We start from the raw sequence: 19,035 nt of genomic DNA, 5'->3' as shown, positions 1-19,035 counted from the left end.
AGAGTTCTTAAATATCTAAGAAATCTAAGAATATATGATCATAGACTCTTTCAATTCAAAATAAGTTTTTTGCCTTTTTTCTTGAAAACTCAAGCATTGAACTTTCTTCAAGTAATTCATAATAATTGCCTCAAATTGCTGTGTAGTTTTCTAGAATTTTGTCATTTATTTTCTTAATTTCCAAAATTTCGTTATTATTTAAATCTTTTTTATTACTAAAAATGAATAAGCCATTTTTAGAAGTTAACTCATTTTTTGTGAAAATCACATTTAAATAGTTTTCAGAAAATTTTGCGTCTTTGAATAGAGACTCATTTGAAAAATACTGTGTTTTTATTAAATTTTTATATTTTGCATCAACATTATTATTAGATTGAGTTAATTTTTGAAATGAGTTTAAAAATGAAGGAAGTAACATTACATTTAGCATTGATTCTAATATAGCTGTTAAAAGCTTTTTATCACTCAAAATAGAACTTAATTCATAATTTATAAATATTACTGTTATAAAATTTGAAAATATTATATAAATTCAAAATCAAATTGGTATAAATTCTATACTTCTTTGAGCCTTGAATTTATGATTTTCTAACTTCAGATTATAATCAAATAAGCAAATTAATTGAAAAAACTTAGATTTTGAAAATCAATTGATATAAGTAAACTTTAACAATAAGTAAATGCTTCCCCCAACAATTGAATATGACAATGCATCCACTTGCTCTTTAATAAATAAATTTGTGATAAATAAAATCAAAGTTATTGAAAAAATAGTTTGATCAAAAATAAAAGCAAATAAACTCATTAAATTTGTTTTAAAAAAAGTTCGAATTATTTTATTATGTTTTTTAAGTAAATTAAGACTGTTTTTTTGATTCCTCATTAGTAATTTCCCCTTTATAATTATTAATTTTTGAAGCAACAAATAGATAAAGACTACCTAAACCAATTATTATTGAAATAATAGCTATTATAGCAATAAACATTCAAACAACTCCACTTAGGCCAGATACTTGTTTATTATGAATCTCTAAGAAAAAATATGGGTATGCTCCCTTTTTACTTGCTAAGATTGCATCTGAACCTACGCTTCTATAAATTAATTCTCCTCTAATTAAAGAAGAAATTAAATAGATTATTGGATAAATACACATTAATATAAAATCCCTTTTTACAAACTCCTTAAAATTAAAATTTAATTCCTGTTTCATTAATAGTAAGTAATAAACAATTGTAGCTATTGGAACAACTGTATGCAACACCATTTGATCAACCCATCAAAATGGAGTTAAATTTAAATCATTTTCTGTTAACAATACCTGCGGAAGAAGCATTCCATTAAAAATCAAACCTGTAATTGTAATATAAGTTACTACACATAAAGAAATAGATCTTGATAAAAATTTAGTTTCACTTTCTTTATTATGATTAAAAAATGATACAAGAAATCAAATTGCAACAAGTATATTTGATTGAATTGTAAAAAAACTAAAATAGTTAATTATATATCCTTGATAATCATAGCCAACAAATTTTGCTGGATCATTTGAGTTTTTATCTCCTATATAAACCGCTCATTTTTTAAATTCCTCACCATCTATTTTATAGACAGAATCACCAATATTAATAATTCCACGAATTAATCCTTGTAAAAGGAAACCAATTATTAATAAAGCAATTGCTAATTTATATCAGAGTTTTCAGTCTTTTAAATTTTTTTTAGTAATAAACATTTTTTTTCACTCTTTTCAACATATAAAGAAATTATAGACTATTTAGTAAAATAATTCACTATTTTATACTTATTTATTTCATATAAATTTAAATAAAAAAATAAAAAAAACACCTATAAATAATAACAATATCAAGATTAACTCATGACTATTATTCTTAATTTAGATGTTTAATAAAATTAAATCTACTACTTTTTCAATTTTGTTATAAAGTTTCTTATATCATCAGTTGTTAAAAACTCATCACTATCAGAAACATTTCTATTTTCCTTTATTTTTTTCTTTTTATTTTTTTTCTCTTCTTTTAAAACTTTTTTTGGTACAGCAGTTTCTTGCATAGTAGCAGGAATTGGTGCAGGAACAGGAATTGGTACCTGTTGAATTATTACTTTTTGTTTTTTACTTTTTTGTTGTTTTTCTAGAGACTTTAATCTTTCTAATTTTTCTCTTATCTCTAATTCTTTAAGCTTTTGCTCTTCAAAACTTAATCTTTTTGGTTCTTCAATATTTTTTGTTTCATAATTCATATTCAATGAATTATTGTAATCTATACTACTAGGATTTGCACAATTTTCACATCCTAAACTTTGATTATTTCCATGATGATTGCAATTATAATTATTTTGTTTATTCACTATAAAATCATTTGGATTTTGATGAGTATTATTATGCATTAAGTTATTATGTTCTTGTGTCATATCTTCTCCATAATTAAAAACTATTTCACCATAATTTACTAATGGAATGTTATTAGGTTTTATTTTATTCATTCCTGAAAATGGTACAAATTCAGAAGTTCCAAATTCTGTTGTACCATTATTTCTAATACCAAAATTTGGATTAGAAATATTATTAGAACTATTATTCATTAAATTTAAATTATTACAGAAAGCCTGAGCTTCATCATAATTATAAAAACGATTAACTTCTGTCATATCAGGACTAACAACAAAAAATATTCCATCTTTTACTAATATGTAGTACATAATTATTCCTCCAAATTATTCAATATTATTACTTTTAATAATAATATTATACACTAAAAAAACCAATTCTTTAATTCATTCTTGTTATATGAATTAAATAAAAAATGTGGCTCTTAATTATTAATTAAATATTATCATAAAATTTAATTTTACACAGTTAATTTTATAATGAATTTTTGATCATTTTAATCATCTTCATAAGCTAATGAAAGATCAATATGACAGTAACCAAAGGGATTTTTTTCTAGATAATTTTGATGATATGCTTCTGCATCAAAAAAGTTTTTTACTTTTTCATTCTCAACAACTATTTTTTGTTGACTTTCGCTTTGTTTTTTTTCTAAAAATTGCTGAATTATTTTAAAATCCTCTTCATTTTCTCAATAAATCCCAACTCTATATTGAGTCCCTATATCATTTCCTTGTTTATTTAAAGAATATGGATTAATTATTTTAAAATACTTTTCAAGTATCTTTTCCAAAGTTACTTGATTTTTATCATATTCTAATAAAATTGCTTCTGCATGATTTGTTTTTCCTGAACAAACTTGTTCATAAGTTGGATTCTGAATATCTCCTTGACAATAACCTACTTTTGTTTTTGTTACACCTTTAATTAAATCAAAATAAGCTTGAACTCCTCAAAAGCATCCCCCTGCTAAGTATATTGTTTTCATTTTTTTTGATCTCCTTACTTATAATTCTTATTATATTAAGTCTAGCAATTACTTTATAAAAAGCAAGTTTTTTAATAGAATCTGTTTTATAAAAAAAATCATTATTGTAAAAATAATGATTTTAAATAATTATTTAATTTTATAATGGTAAATCTTTTTTTGTAAAAATTAAATATGAAGCAACATATAATCCAGTTCCAATAACTGCTAAAGCAATATATTCACCTAAATACTTTGAAACTTCACTTACACTGTTATACTTAATTTTAAATAAAGTATTTAATGAGAAGTATTTTAAAAAATCTACCGAAGGTGAAATTTGACTTGCAAAATAAAGTACATAAAAGATAATACTAATTCCTCCGGCTACAGATAATGAAGCTGCAGATTTATTGAAATAACAACTTGACATAAATGTAATTGAACTAATTGCATATAACATTAAAAATAAACCAAAAAAGTACATTGCAAATAATCCAAAATTAATTTCTCCGCCTTTTCCAAAAGCTGAAATTGTTATAATAGTTGTTAAAAATTGAATGAATATGCTTATAAATAATGAGAAAATGAAAGTCCCACCTTTTGTTAAAATTATACTTTTTCTTGATTGATTAGTTGTTAATAAATTAACCATTGTTCCTTTATCGACTTCTCTAGCAACAATAGAATTACCACTTGTTAATAAATAAACTAACATTAATGAGTATGTAATTCCTGTTGAACTAACAACTAATCCTACTATAGTCTGCGTTAATATGCTATTTCAAGTACCATTTCCTTGAGCAATCATTTCCTTAGTGGAACTATCATTAATCATTATAGAAAGCGCTACAATAATTAAAAAAACTGGTATTAGAGTTGAAAATAACCATAATCCAATAGTTTTTCTCATAGTATCTTTAATTAATTCAAAAGAGATCGCTCTTTCTTTTGTTGAAGATTTCAAAATTATATTATCTAGTGAATCTGCTACATCAGTTTCAATTTCATTTTGATAATACTTCATAAAATATTGTTCTAAATTTAATGGATGTTCTTTAATAAATTCAATTTTATTTTTTCCCATTTTGACAATAAAGTCATTGATATTTTTATTTTCAACAACTGCAAACAAAGTATTATCATTAAAACTTTTAATAGTTCATTTTGATGATTCTATATCGTTTTTAATTACTTTATCTTTAAATTTAATTTCATAAGTCTTTTCATCGTTATATTGAATATCTTTAATGTTAATAGTTGAAATAATTTTTCCACGTTTAATAATTGAAACATAATCACAAGTTCTTTCAATTTCTGAAAAAATGTGTGAAGATAAAATTATTGCTTTGCCTTCTTCTTTTGATTTTTGAACTAGTTTAACAAATTTTTCTTGCATTAAAGGATCTAATCCACTTGTTGGTTCATCTAGTACAATAATATCTGGATTGTGCATTCAAGCAATTACTAAAGCAACCTTTTGTTTCATCCCTTTAGACATTTTTTTAATTTTCATATTTGGATTAAATTCTCAATAATCAATATATTTTCTAACATCATCTCAGTTAGTCATATTTCTCAATTTAAAAACTTGTTTTAAAAGATCAATTCCTGTCATTTGAATTGGGAAAGCTATTTCTCCTGGAACATATCCTAAATTTCTTTGAATTTTATTAGCATCAGTTCATGAATCATATTGAACTAAATCATGAACTAAAGTTTGGTCATCTTTAAAATTAACATTATTTTCTAAATAAAGATTTGAAGTTCCTGAATCAGATCTGATAAACCCCATTAAACTTCTAATAGTTGTTGATTTTCCAGCACCATTTGGCCCCAAATAACCAAAAACTTTACCATACTCTACACTAAAATTAATATCAAAAATTCCATAACCTGATTTAAATTTTTTATTTAAATCTTTTACAATAATTGCATTATTAGACATAAAAGTCCTCCTATTTTTATATTTTTTACTTAATTTAATTTTAAAAATTAAAAAACTAAGAACTGTCCTCATAAGCAATTTTAATCACAGCTAACTTCTCATTTCAATGTCTGTTGTAATTTTCTCACCCTATTTTTATTTTTAACTTCAAAATAAACAAGTTTTTTATCTTAAAATATAGTTTTTTGATTGCTAAAAATACTTCTCTTGCAAAACTTATAATACTTACCAAAATTTTCATTATAAACTTAAAGATTTTTATAATAATTCTACAAATCATTTCCTTTATAATATAAAATTTATACATTTCTATTTTAATAAAAGTATATAAAAATAAAGAAAATGAAATTATTATTGGTATAAGTATATTTCTAAAATTAAAATCAATATTTGAAACAATGTCTATTAAAAAATAGACATTAATAAGAATTAAAGTTAACTCTTTTACACTGACTTTAACGCCTTCATAATTTACTTGGTTATTTAATAAAGCATTATAATTACTTCTGTTAATAACTCATAATCTAACTTGAAAATTCAATAAAATATATAACGCTAAAATTACTATAAAAATACTTAAAACTAATTTTTTTAGTTCATCATTCAAATAAATAAAAGCAAAGCAAAAAAAAGTTAATAATACAATTAAAAATGAACTTAATTTTAAATATCTTCTTAAATTTTTCAATACATTCGCCTTCTTTTGAAATTAACTATATCACATTTATGGGTGTGTTTTATTATAAATAATTTCAAAATTTAATAATTTCTTTTAACTAATTTATTAAGAAAAATAAATCATTTTATTATAAAAATAAAATATATAACTTTCAATAAAATTACTCATATATAAAACTTATTTTTTTTTTTTTTTTAAAAAAAAAAAAAAAATACTTAATTAAAAGTATATTTACTACAATGCTTTTATTAATTTTCTTCATTTTTTTCAGAAAATTTATCTATTTTATTAGAATATACAAAATAGAACAATCCTCAATCCAAAAATGATTTTTTTGTTACCTTCTCTATTTCTACTCAATTTTTATTTGATTTAAGAAAAGTTAATCCACAAATAGTTGCAATTAATGTAAATCCAGCAATCAAAGAAGTTACTATTGCTAGACTTAACCATAATCAAGATACTTTTTGCCTTAAAGTAATTACTAACAAAGTTATAAAAACAGATGTTAGCACTATAGAAACTAAAAAAATAATAGCTGAGCATAATGCAACTTTATAGACACCCTGTTTAATATTTTTAATTCTATTTTCCATTTTTTCTCCTATTTATTAATATCTTTTATAATTATAAACTATTGATTTAGATAAATTAAAATATTTTCTATAAAAAATTTAAGTAAATATGCGTAATAATTAAAAAATAAAAAAAACAATTATGAATATATATTCATAATTGTTTTGGAAATTTTTATTATGCAAGTAATTTAATTTCTGAAACTACTAATTTCTTATTTTTATATTTCATTGCAATATCAAATACTAATTCATTTGTTCCATCATTTACAGTATATCTAAAATTATTCACAGATTTAATTTCAGTCTTAACTGTTAATTTTTTAAATAACTCTTCAGCTTGATTTTTTAAATCAGTTATTTCTTGATTACTTTCTTTTATTCATTTTGATAGAATATTACTTGTTTTAGCCATCAATTCATCTTCATCATTTAGAATTTTAAATAATTGTTCAAAAACTGAACCTTCCTTAAGTGAACCATCACTATTATAACCTAATATTTCAAACATATTGTTAATGTCATTTAAAGCTTTTTCAAGGGTTGAATCCTTTGCAAAACGAGCCATTAATTCACCAAAATCGGAAAAGTTAATTGTTGATTTTGTAGCTGAACTAAATTCTGTATTAACTTCATTCACAAGCTCTTTAAGAGATTTCTTTTTTAAGAAATTCATTGAACTTGTTTTAGCTTCATTAAATCTTTTTGCCGGTTTAGTTGGATTTTGTTCATCTTCTGGTTGTGAAATTTCTTCTTGACCTAATAATCCTGATAAACTAATTTCATTCATAGGTTTTGACAGTAAATCTCTGATAGAGAAATTAAAATTTTTATTAGTGTTATTTCATAAATAACCCATTCAATCTGCTTTAAACTTTTTTCCTTCTCCTGAAACACTAGTAATTTTTTTCATTAATTCTTTAACAGGACTAGGAAGCATACCTGGCATTGTTACAAGAGTTCCAATTACAGTAGTAAATAAACCCCCTCCATAACTTGAATTTAAACCACCATTTATAATAGACCTTATCATTGAATTTACATATACTTTTGAAATGATTATATCAATAGATTCTTGTTTCATAGCTTTAACTCCAATTTTTGAAAGTAAACCCATTAATCCATCATTTACATTTTCTGTAAATTGATTACCAATTGAAAAGTTTTTAGAATTTGTTGCAAATAAAATTCCAATATAATTTTTAAATACAACTCCTGATAAATCATCATTTACCATGTAATTTATCTTTTTAAATACTTGTTTTATATCAATTGAATTGGAATTAAATATTTGATTTCTTTTTTCTTCAATTTTTTCTAAAGTTAATACGGAAGAAGTCATTTCTTCATAGCTAAATTGTTCCATATAAACTACTAATGTTCTTATAAAACGAATAACTTCAGCAATAGAGTCAATATTACTAATAAAATCAATTTTTAATTCAGCTGCTCCATTCATTAAATTTGAGATATTATTTGCTAAATTAGTTGTAGCACTATCTATATTTTTCTCTACATCTGCTTGAGTTTCATAAGATAATTTTTTTTCATTACCATTTAATAGTTTATCAACTGCATTTGATAAACCTATCATGCTTGAATCTAACGCTGTTTGATAGTTCATATTTGCATATATTTTATTACTAAAAGCATTTTCCAAAAGTTTTAGATTATCTTGATTTAAAACTTTTCCTAAAGTTTTAAGTAAATCAGGAGAAAGAATTGATCCTATCATTGAAGGATTACTTGCAACTACTCCTAATAATTGTTGCAAATTTGTTGGATCTGATAATAGTGATAATACTGTAGGCAAGGTATTTTTAACAATATTAACTATTCCTTCATCAGGTGCACTTGGATCTAGAACATAATCTTGATAAACATTATCAGATATTTTCAAGTCAGATGCTAATAAGTCATTTGTATTAAAATACTTATCTGCAACTTTATAAAATTTAGCATTACCTTCTACACCTTCTGATTCATTAAAATCAGTTAGTTTAAGTGTTTTTAAATATTCATTTTTTACATTATTTTCCATCATATATTTTGAACTAAAGTGTGTTTCACCATCAGATAATTCATTTTGATTTAAATAAAGTGACTTTGCATATTGAGACATTAATTTTGAGATTGTATCTTGTCTTTCTGCAGTTTCAAAGTTGTCTTCAACCTTATCAGGTTTTTCTTGTTCCTTTGCATTTTTATTTCCACAAGCTACAACTGCTCCAATTGGTGAGGCCATTAATGTCATGGCTCCTATTAAACTTAATAATTTTTTCATTTTAAAATTCATCTCTTTTCTAGTTTATTCTTCATTTCATTTTGATTCAATTTCCTTAAAAATAATTTTTTTAGCAAATTTGTGTCCATTTTTTGTTGGATGAACATAATCTAAGAAGAAAAAGTCTTCTTCTTTGCCTACATTTTCTGGTTTTACAGTTGCTTTTAATTCAAAATTAGCTAAATCAATTCCGCTTAAATCTGGTGAAGTTGAATCACATAACTCTTCTGTAATATTTTTATTAGGCCCTGAGTTTTGAAATTCTTGTGTAATTTCACCAAATCTTGTATAAAGGTCAAAAAATAAAATTGAATCATTAAACATTTTATTAGCCTTTTTAATAATTTTTGAAATTTCATAATTAAAATCATCACCAATCATTTTAATTATTTCTTTATTAGTTTGATTAACCTTATAATATCTTGGGATTAATGTCATATCTGGAGGAGATAAAAAAACTATTTTTTTAGCTCCATTATTTAGTAGAGTATAAAGAGCATTTTTAATATTTAATAATGCGCTTTGCATAATTTCTTCTTGCTTATTTGAGTTATTCAAATTATCTAATATAGCAAACATATCATTTCCACCTATTTCTACTAAAAATAAGTCATCCATGTGAATTTTTTGTTGCTCTACAAGAGCTTGCGCTTGCTTATAAATTCCCGTATTTCTGAATAATAAAGCTGTTGCCCCTGATGAATCATATGCTGTTGCTCCACCAACAGAATAATTTTTTCCTCATACTTTTTCTTCATTTAAATCAATATCAGGCTTATGAATTAAATTTGAAGATTTAAATTCTTCCTTTGAAAAGTTTAGTTCTTCATTTATCAGAGCTGCTGTTGTTAATCCATTACTAAATCCCCCAACATATTCTCCTGACATTTTAATTTCAATATTAAATTGATCTTTTCCAACAGTTTGTAAACCCCCTTGATCACTCAATGAATCACCTAGTGTAAAAAAGTTTGAAAAGCCTTTATGGTTAGATTTATCATCACTTGTATCTTTTGCAAATCTAGTATCAAATTGAGTTCCAATATTTTTATCGAAATCAAAATTAATTTCAGCTGCTGTTGGTATGCATGATACTACTGCTGAAGTAGAAACTGTAAATAAACTAACTGATGAAAAAATTGTTAATAGTTTTTTCATACTTATTTATTTCCTTTCTTTAAATTCATTATTCAGATAATTAAAAATGTTATATAAATGGGTAAAACAACTCCTAAAAAAATAAGAAATATAATAATTCCTGCTCTTAGTACTTTTACAGTCTCTGTAAAAAATGGATAAGATAATTCGTCAAAAGTCACTTTTGATTTTGATATATTATTCTCATTTAACTCTTTATTTTTAAAAATACTATGTCCAAAAATATTTAAACCAAATTTTATATTTTCAATTTGTCTATTTAAAAATCAAACTTTATTATTTACTATCATTGTTCCTAAACTTTTTTCTACTTTAATTCCATTTAGTCCAGGACCATCATATTTCATCCAAGAATCATAAGTTTCTTGATTAATAATTGTTTGATCTCTTTTTGCTTGTTCATAAAATTGAGAGGAAAAAATTTCTTTTAATCCCCCATTTTTAAACATTCATTGAATTCCTGTATGAACATAACCATAACTTAAAAACTTTGTAGCAACTGCTTGATCAAATTTAATTAAGTCCATCCCTAATTCATATAAATCAACATCTTTTTGATTTCTAATATCATCACCTCATCTTTTTTCAAATCACTGATTTGAAAAATTAATGTAGTCTTCTTTTTTAACTGCATAATTCCTATCTTCATAGGAATTGATAGTTGAAAGTGCATCACTTGTGTATGCACTTTTAATAGCTGTATTCATTACTTGTTCATAAACTACATCTTGACCATCAATTACATACATGCCTTTAGGCATTATGATTTTTATTTGCTTTTCAATGCTATTAATAAACTTTTTTGATTCAATTCCCAGTCCTGGAACCACCATCAAAAAACTAAATAGAAATAAAAAGCCAACTATTGATGATGAAATTATTATTTTCAATTTCATTTTCTCATTAAGAAAATTTTTGAATTTCTCTTTCATTTTGATAAACCCTTCTCCAAATTTCTTATCCCCTTTTAAATTAAAAAATAAAATAACTCATAAAGGAAAGTTAATTATTTTCCCACCTAATTTTAATAAAAAAAATTATCTATTTAAAAAATAGGCTTACAAAAAATATACTACTTTAAAAAAGTTATAACAATTTATTAGTGAGTTTAATTTGACTTGACTTTTTTGAATTTTATCTATTTAAAAAAACTGAGACAAAAATGACACTTATAAAAGTCCCATTTTAAAGGGTTATATAAGTGTTAAAAATAATTAAAAATACAAAATTAAATTACATAAAAATATTTTACTAAAAGTAAAATATTTTTATGTAATTTAACCATTTTTTACCTTTTTAGCTCATTTTTCTTGGTATTTTGAACTAAAATTAATAAAACTTAAAAATTTTTTTAAAAATTAAAAAGTGTTAAATTTTTTTTAACAGCACACTGTTTTTTCTAAATGATTTAATTGTACAATTAAATCAAAAAAACTCATTTAAAATAAATGAGTTTAGGAATTTTTAATAATTTTAGTACTAATTTACTTTTTTCTTACTTCTTCTATTTTGTTTTTCTTTTTGAATATCAATTTCTACCAATTCTTGAGCTAAAATTCTATTTCTTCTTCAAGGATCTGGTCTATAATGATAAATTCCAAATGTTATTCCATCTAACAATAACATAAACAATACTGGAATAAGTGATATTGCAAGTGCTCCTAAAATTAGGTATCAATTACTGCTATTGTAACTACTAATTGATGCAAGATTTAATATTTTCTCATTAAATCCAGGAATCATAATTACAGCTAAATTAACTAATACTGCTGACATACTTGCAATTCATAAAGGTTTATTAACTATTAAATTTACTTTTTTATCAGATTTTCAATTTGATAATTTTATAAAGTTTGCATAGAAACATGGAGCACAAGTTATTGTTACAAACATTGCCGTTCTTCCAAAATTTCCAATTTTAATTTTTTGTTCAACACTAAAATTATTACTTCTTAAAGCCTGATGTCAACTTAGATTATAATTATCACCTAAAATTTCTTTTAAATAATCATCTGTTACAAACATCATTCCAAAATAGTATGCTCCAATTGAAGCAATAGTTGTAAATAAAATTATTTTAAATAAGGTATAGCCTAAACCTTTAAATAATGAATTCTTGCCTTTAACTGGCTTTATTTTCATTAAAGTTGGATCATTTGAACCCATACCCATTGATAAAGCAATAATTGATTCAACAATTAAATTCATTCATAAGATATTTGTAGCTTCTAATGGAGAAACTGTATTAATTACTGAAAGAATAAATATTGCTAAAACATTAGCTAAATTAACTCCAATAACAAAAGCAATTGCTCTTTTAATTTTTTGATAAACGTTTCTACCTTCATTAACACCTTTAATTATTGTTTCAAAGTTATCATCAGTTAAAATAATATCACTTGCTTGTTTAGCAACATCAGTTCCAGTAATTCCCATTGCAACACCAATATCAGCTTTGCTTAAACTTGGTGCATCGTTAACCCCATCACCTGTCATTGAAACAATATTACCCTTTTGTTTTAAAGCATCAACAATTCTTACTTTATGTTCAGGATTTACTCTAGCAAATACTTTTATTTGTTCAATTACTCTTAATAATTGTTTGTCATCTAATTGATTTAAAGTATTACTACTCATAACTTCATATTCTGAATGTGCTAAATCTAAATCTCTTGCAATAGCAAGAGCAGTAACAGCATGATCACCTGTTATCATTACAACTTCAATTCCAGCCTCATGAGCTAATCTAACTGCATTAACTGCAGTTTCTCTAACAGGGTCAATCATTCCAACAGCACCTAAAAATACTAAATCTTGTTCCAAGTTATTTTTATCTTTTAATTTATCATAGTTTAAATGATATGCAAAAGCTAAAACTCTTAAAGCGTCTTTTGAAAGTTCTGTTGCTGCTTCTAATAACATTTTTTTATCTTCTTCTGTAATATTTCTTAAAACATTATCTACCATTATTTTGGTACATCTTTGCAATAACTGATCAATTGCACCCTTTGTAAACGTTGTATTTACTTTATTAATTTTATTAACAGTAGTCATCATTTTTCTTTCACTGTCAAAAGGCATTTCATTAATTCTTTGTCAAACATCACGTGAATCTTGTTCATCATAGCCTATTGTTTCAGCAAAATCGACAAGTGCTAACTCTGTTGGATCACCAATTCTTTCATTACCTTCTGTAACTGAATCATTACATAAAACTAATGCTTTTAAAAAGAGGTCCATATGTTTATCATTTTTCTCTTTAGCATATTCTTTTGAAGCAATAACTTTATTATCCATAATCATCTTTTTAACTGTCATTTTATTTTGAGTTAAAGTTCCCGTTTTATCCGTACAAATAAAATTAACATTACCCAAGGTTTCAACTGCCTGGAGTTTCTTAATAATAACATTTTGCTTAACCATTTTTTTAGTACTGATACTTAAAGTAATTGAAACAACTGCAGCTAAACATTCTGGAATAACTCCAATTGCTAATGTAATTGCTACCATTAAGTAATTTGCTCATGCTTTTTGATCACCGCTGAAAAATAATGTTGTAAAAATTAGAATTGCTAAAATAAAACTCAAACCACTTATTCAATAAGTAAAAGAGTTTAATTTTTTTTCTAAAGGTGTAGATTCCTCTTCATTTTCATTAATTGATTTAGCAATTTTTCCAATTTCAGTTTCAACTCCAGTTTTAATAACTAATCCAATAGCTCTTCCTGATGTTGTAAAAGTTGACATAAATGCTATATTTCTCATATCAGCTAAAATTGTTGTTGATTCTTTTAACGCTAAATGTGTCTTTTGAACAGGTACTGACTCACCTGTCAAAATTGATTCATCTATTGATAAGTCACTTGCTTCAATAATTCTTAACTCTGCTGGCACATATTTACCAGCTTCTAAAACAACAATATCACCTGGTACTAATTCTGATGCATCAATTTCTTGTTGCATATCATTTCTAATAACAACCGTTTTTGGTTTAGAAAGTGATTTCAAAGCATCCATTGACTTTCGTGCTTTAATTGTTTGTACCGTTTCTAAAATAGCATCAATTAAAACAATTGAGAAAATAACAATTGCATCAATAAATTCAGATGCTTCAATGTGACCCTTATTAGATATTATTGGTGCAATAATTGAAATAACTGCAGCACCCATTAACACTAATAAAATTGGTTCTACTAGAGTTTTTAAAAATATTAAATATCAAGGTGTAATTTTACCTTTTGGAAGTTCATTTTTCCCAAACTTTTGTTGTTTTTCTAAAACTTCTTCAGTAGTTAAACCCTTTTTGATATTTGTTTCTAATTTTTTTTCAAGTTCTTTATCAGAACTTAAGAGATTTTCATCCATATTTGTTTCCACTTCTTTTTTATATTTATATATAAAATTATAACAAAAATATAAAATAATTTTATCAAATATAATATTTGATAAAATTATTTCTCATTTCTAAATATTAATCTTCAGTTTGAATCATTACAATATTTTTTTAAATTCTTTGCAAAAATCTCTAATCTTTCCATAGTTTATATTTTGTCTGAAATATTAGAGGAACAAAATTTATGAGATTCTCAAATTTTCTTAGAAAAGTCTATTTTTTATTTTAACAAAAAAAGTGATAAAAATACTCAAAGCTTTGATTTTCAGGTTTATTTATATGATGAATATTTCCCTTTGTTTTAATAAATAATCCTTCTAAACTCTTAATTATTTTTGACTTCAATAATGAAAATTTATTTATTATTTCTTTAACATCATTGTCTAGTAATAATAAAACACGATTAAGTTTTTTAAGTTTTTAATTATGAGGTATTGAGAAAAGACTAGTTTTTAGTCTATTAATAATATTTTGTTTGAATAATCTTTTAATTGAAATAAATGAAAAATAACATCTTTTCAATCAAGTTTTTTTAAAATTTCATCTTTTTGCCTTAGTTTATTAAAGACATTAATATTATAAATTTTCATATATTGGAAATTTATCACATAAATCTTTAACTTGTTTACTTAACTCTTTTAAATTTTCTTCACTATGATCTTTTAAAATGCTTGCAATAATATTGCCAACTTGTTCAAATTCTGCTTCTTTAAAACCCCTTGTAGTCATTGCTGGAGTTCCTAATCTTATTCCAGAAGTATGTACTGGTTTTTCTTGATCAAATGGAATCATATTTTTATTTGAAACTATACCAATTGCTTCTAAAATACTTTCAGCTTCTTTTCCAGTAATTCCAATTGAAGCTCTAACTTCCACAATTATTGTATGATTTTCTGTCCCATTTGCTACTAATCTTAAACCATTTTTACTTAAAGTTTTTGCTAATTTTTTTGCATTAATTACAACTTGATTTGCATATTCTTTAAATTCTTGACTATCAGCTTCAAATAAGGCTTGGGTTTTACCTGCTATTTGATTTTCTAAAGGTCCTCCTTGCACTCCAGGAAAAACTGTTGAGTCAAGTTTCTTTGCAAATTTAGCCTTACAAAGAATTAATCCCCCTCTAGCTCCTCTTAAAGTTTTGTGAGTTGTTGTTGTTACAACATCTGCATATTCACAAGGATTTGGATGAACCCCGCCTGCTACAAGCCCTGCAATGTGGGCCATATCAACCATAAAATAAGCTCCGACACTATCTGCAATTTCTTTAAATTTTTTAAAATCAATAATTTTTGTATAACTACTTGCTCCTGCAAGAATTAATTTTGGTTTATGTTTTTTTGCTAAATCACTAATTTCTTTAAAATCAATTTCTTCTGTTTTCTTATTAACTTTATAAAAAACAAAGTTATATAATTGTCCAGAAAAGTTTATAGGATAACCATGTGTTAAATGACCACCAGCATCTAAACTCATTGAAAGTACAGTATCACCAGGTTTTATCAAAGTTCTATAAGCTGCTTCATTAGCTTGACTTCCAGAATGTGGTTGAATATTTGCATGATCAGCCTTAAATATTTTTTTTGCTAATTCTATTCCATAAGATTCTATCTCATCAATATAGCGACACCCACCATAATATCTTTTACCAGGATAACCCTCAGCATATTTATTTGTTAAAACAGAACCATTTAATTTTAAAATTGCTTCTGAAACATAGTTTTCTGATGCAATTAATTCAATATGATTTTGTTGACGCTTTAATTCATTTTTTAAAGATTCTTCAATTATTGGACTCATTTTCATAGTTTTTCTCCTTAAACTGTTATATATAAAAATAATACTAGATTTATTGTTTTTAATGTTTATTATTTTAAAGAAAAATAACTTTATATAATAATTTTACTTTTAATAATTATAAATTACTCTTTAATTTTTTTCTTTCTGCTATTTTCTTATTGATTATTTCATTTAAATTAATATCTGGGATTTTATTATCTAATAATCCATAGTGAATTTGGACACTATTTATATTATTAAAAATAATTGATTGAATATCTTTTTTTATTGCTTTGTTAATAAAATTAGATTTTAAAATATTTTTATTAATATCTTTATTAATTTTATCAATAGTTTGATTTAATTTCTTAAATTCAATAAGTTTATATTGATTTTCAATTGCAATCTTTAATAAATTAATTTTATCAAGATTATCTATCTCATTATATTTCCTTATATAAAATTGTGCCTTTTCATATTTTTTATTTGCAACAAGTTTTTTCCCTTTATTAATTATTTTATCTTTTTTTATCTCTTCACTTGAGATTAAGGAATTTAGTTTTTCTTTTAATTTTAGTCATTTTTGAATATTTTTTTCTACAGATTTTATTAAACTTAAAGCTTCCTTATCCAAAATATTTAAATTTTCTTTCAGTTCTGTTTTCATTTTTTCAAGATCATTTTTATTTAAATTTAATTCTAATAATGATATAGTAGTTAGTTTTTTAAGGGTTTTAGTTAATAAGGTTTTTTCAGTTACTCGTTCTTTATAACTTAACATACTGAAAAGTATTGCAAGTGAAATTGACATTCCACATGCTACTAGATAAATTAAACCATTTGATACTGGCGAAATTTTTCCTTCACCATTATATATTGGCTCAGAGAAGAAACCAATAGCTGCAAATACTCCTAAGCCACTTTGTGATCTTTGTGTTACACCCATAATATTTGCAAAGGCACCTGCAATAAATGCTGCACATACCCCCGAAACTAGAGGTCTTTTTTTAGGTAAATTAATTCCATATAGAATTGGTTCTGTAATACCAAGGCATCCCGCTGGAAGCATTCCAATTGCATCTTTTTTTAGTTTTGCATTTTGAGTAATTAAGATAACTCCAATTAATGCTCCAACTTGTGCTCAAATTGAGATTGATGGCCCTATTCCATATATACTCTGACCCCCATTTGAAATATGTTCTAACATTGAGATCATTCCCAACATAATATGTAAACCAAAAATAACAGTTATTTGTCACATAGCTGTAAATATACCAACTCCAATACCAATTGGTATTTGACCTAAGTAAAATGTTAATGCACCAAATAATGTTTCAAAAAAATTTCAAGCTATTCCATAACCAAAAAATGATAAAGGACTAACTACAAGAATAACAATAAATGGTCTAAACATTAATTCTAAAGCTACTGGAATTACTCTTTTTAATCAAGTATCCAATCTTTTTGCAGTGTATATTGCACCAACAATTACAAATATTTTTGTATTCATTGTATTAATCCTTATTTTTGTTATTTCATCTAGCATAGGATTTCCAGTGTCAATGTTTCCAAAATCAAAGATTAAAAAGTCATTTCCCATCCCTAAACGTCCTCCATCACCAAATAGTAAGGGTGAACAAAGAATAACACCCAGAGCAACTCCCATAAGTCCCTCTAATTTAAAATAATTAGCTGCAGAAACTGCAATAATTATTCCCATAAAATAAGTAGTTGATCTACCAACAATGAAAAGAATTATTCAGCCAATTCCTGCTTCTGTTATTAAAACATCATTAGGTCCTGGACTTTTAAAGACAATATTTGGCATTAAACCCGCTTGTATTAAAATTGCTATAATTGCTTGAACCAAACCTGCTCCAACCATTATAGGAATTATTTTCGTCATAATGCCCGAAAGCATCGCTAACATTTTTCTAAAAAAGGTATCTTTTTCACTATTAAAACCCATCGAAGCCTTTAAACTATGTTCTTCAGTATTCAATTTTACTATTTCATCTTTTAGTTTATAAACATCTTGACCAATTACGACTTGTAACTCGGGTCCATTTCAAACTACTCCCTTAACAAGTGGAGCTTTTTTAATTGATTCAATATCAACTTTTTCTTTATTTTTAATATTAAATCTCAATCTTGTCATACAATTATATACTTCATTATAATTTCTCTTAGTTCCAACAAATTGATTAATTAATTTTGCACCTTTTTCATATTTGTTTGAAACATTAAAAAATTCAACTGGATCTGTTATAGTTTTTAAATCTTGATGTTCTGGTTTTTCTTTTAAGGTATAAGATATTTTACAAAGTAAATCTCCTTGCTTAACTTTACCTACTTTTAATTCTTTAATTGAATAATCAATTAAAGAATTAATTTCAAACACAATTGGTGTTTCTGTTGAAATATTTTTCTCTTTTAATAAATTTAAGTCTACTTTAAAAATATCATTGTTCTTTATAACTTTATCTCCAACTTTTAATTTTGTAGAAAAACCTTTACCATTAAGCGATACTGTATCCATTCCACAATGAATTAAAAATTGTAAACCTTCAATATCAAAACCATATGCATGATACGTATCAAATATCATAGTAACTCTTGCTTTATCAAAAAAAGCTTTGAAGTTATTTGATTCTGGAATAAGAACTATTCCATCCCCTAACATACGATCAGCAAACATTGAATCATTACATTCTTGAATATTTTTTACTTCACCATTAACTGGTGAATATAAATTTATTTCCATTTACTTTACCTCCTATTAGTAATATTTCCATAAATAAAAATTAAATGTAATATTTTTCCAAAAATGAAAATACTTTCATT

13 protein-coding genes are annotated in these 19,035 nt (G+C 24.5%); all 13 read right to left on the bottom strand.

Annotation, left to right across the window (positions count from 1 at the left end; translation table 4 throughout):
* Positions 1–7 precede the first annotated feature (7 nt).
* On the bottom strand, positions 8–883 hold the full coding sequence (locus AAHM84_RS01710; RefSeq protein WP_342259188.1) for a hypothetical protein: 876 nt from the start codon (positions 881–883) through the stop codon (positions 8–10).
* The gene (locus tag AAHM84_RS01705) at positions 858–1,733 is read right to left on the bottom strand and encodes a Pr6Pr family membrane protein (RefSeq protein ID WP_342259187.1); all 876 of its coding nucleotides are present in this window, start codon (positions 1,731–1,733) and stop codon (positions 858–860) included. Before AAHM84_RS01705 ends, AAHM84_RS01710 begins: the two co-directional genes overlap by 26 nt.
* Positions 1,734–1,921: 188 nt before the next feature.
* Positions 1,922–2,719 carry a hypothetical protein gene (locus AAHM84_RS01700; protein WP_342259186.1) on the bottom strand — a complete coding sequence of 266 codons (798 nt, stop codon included), beginning with the start codon at positions 2,717–2,719 and terminating at the stop codon, positions 1,922–1,924.
* A 185-nt stretch (positions 2,720–2,904) separates the two neighbouring features.
* Complete coding sequence (msrA, locus tag AAHM84_RS01695) at positions 2,905–3,396, bottom strand: peptide-methionine (S)-S-oxide reductase MsrA (RefSeq protein WP_342259185.1); 492 nt, start codon at positions 3,394–3,396, stop codon at positions 2,905–2,907.
* Between the two features lie 139 nt (positions 3,397–3,535).
* The gene (locus AAHM84_RS01690; RefSeq protein ID WP_342259184.1) at positions 3,536–5,323 is read right to left on the bottom strand and encodes an ATP-binding cassette domain-containing protein; all 1,788 of its coding nucleotides are present in this window, start codon (positions 5,321–5,323) and stop codon (positions 3,536–3,538) included.
* Positions 5,324–5,378: 55 nt separating this feature from the next.
* On the bottom strand, positions 5,379–6,011 hold the full coding sequence (locus AAHM84_RS01685) for a hypothetical protein (RefSeq protein WP_342259183.1): 633 nt from the start codon (positions 6,009–6,011) through the stop codon (positions 5,379–5,381).
* 239 nt (positions 6,012–6,250) lie between these two features.
* A complete protein-coding gene (locus AAHM84_RS01680) occupies positions 6,251–6,598 on the bottom strand; it encodes a hypothetical protein (RefSeq protein ID WP_342259182.1) in 348 nt (115 codons plus the stop codon).
* A 157-nt stretch (positions 6,599–6,755) separates the two neighbouring features.
* Positions 6,756–8,861: an MOLPALP family lipoprotein gene (locus AAHM84_RS01675; RefSeq protein ID WP_342259181.1), complete on the bottom strand. Its 2,106-nt coding sequence runs from the start codon at positions 8,859–8,861 to the stop codon at positions 6,756–6,758.
* 24 nt (positions 8,862–8,885) lie between these two features.
* Positions 8,886–10,019 (bottom strand): SGNH/GDSL hydrolase family protein, encoded by a 1,134-nt coding sequence (locus tag AAHM84_RS01670; protein WP_342259180.1) that lies wholly within the window; start codon positions 10,017–10,019, stop codon positions 8,886–8,888.
* Positions 10,020–10,021: 2 nt separating this feature from the next.
* Positions 10,022–10,951 (bottom strand): hypothetical protein, encoded by a 930-nt coding sequence (locus tag AAHM84_RS01665; RefSeq protein ID WP_342259179.1) that lies wholly within the window; start codon positions 10,949–10,951, stop codon positions 10,022–10,024.
* Positions 10,952–11,498: 547 nt separating this feature from the next.
* Positions 11,499–14,384, bottom strand: a complete 2,886-nt coding sequence (locus tag AAHM84_RS01660) for a cation-translocating P-type ATPase (RefSeq protein ID WP_342259178.1) — start codon at positions 14,382–14,384, stop codon at positions 11,499–11,501.
* 604 nt (positions 14,385–14,988) lie between these two features.
* Complete coding sequence (glyA, locus tag AAHM84_RS01655; protein WP_342259177.1) at positions 14,989–16,218, bottom strand: serine hydroxymethyltransferase; 1,230 nt, start codon at positions 16,216–16,218, stop codon at positions 14,989–14,991.
* A 109-nt stretch (positions 16,219–16,327) separates the two neighbouring features.
* Positions 16,328–18,955 (bottom strand): glucose PTS transporter subunit IIA, encoded by a 2,628-nt coding sequence (locus AAHM84_RS01650; RefSeq protein ID WP_342259176.1) that lies wholly within the window; start codon positions 18,953–18,955, stop codon positions 16,328–16,330.
* Between the last annotated feature and the right edge of the window lie 80 nt (positions 18,956–19,035).

The sequence above is a fragment of the Spiroplasma endosymbiont of Dioctria linearis genome, assembly GCF_964030865.1.
Lineage (GTDB): Bacteria > Bacillota_I > Bacilli_A > Mycoplasmatales > Mycoplasmataceae > Spiroplasma_A.
Note: the sequence above shows the minus strand (reverse complement) of the source record. Positions and strands in the feature narration are given on the sequence as shown.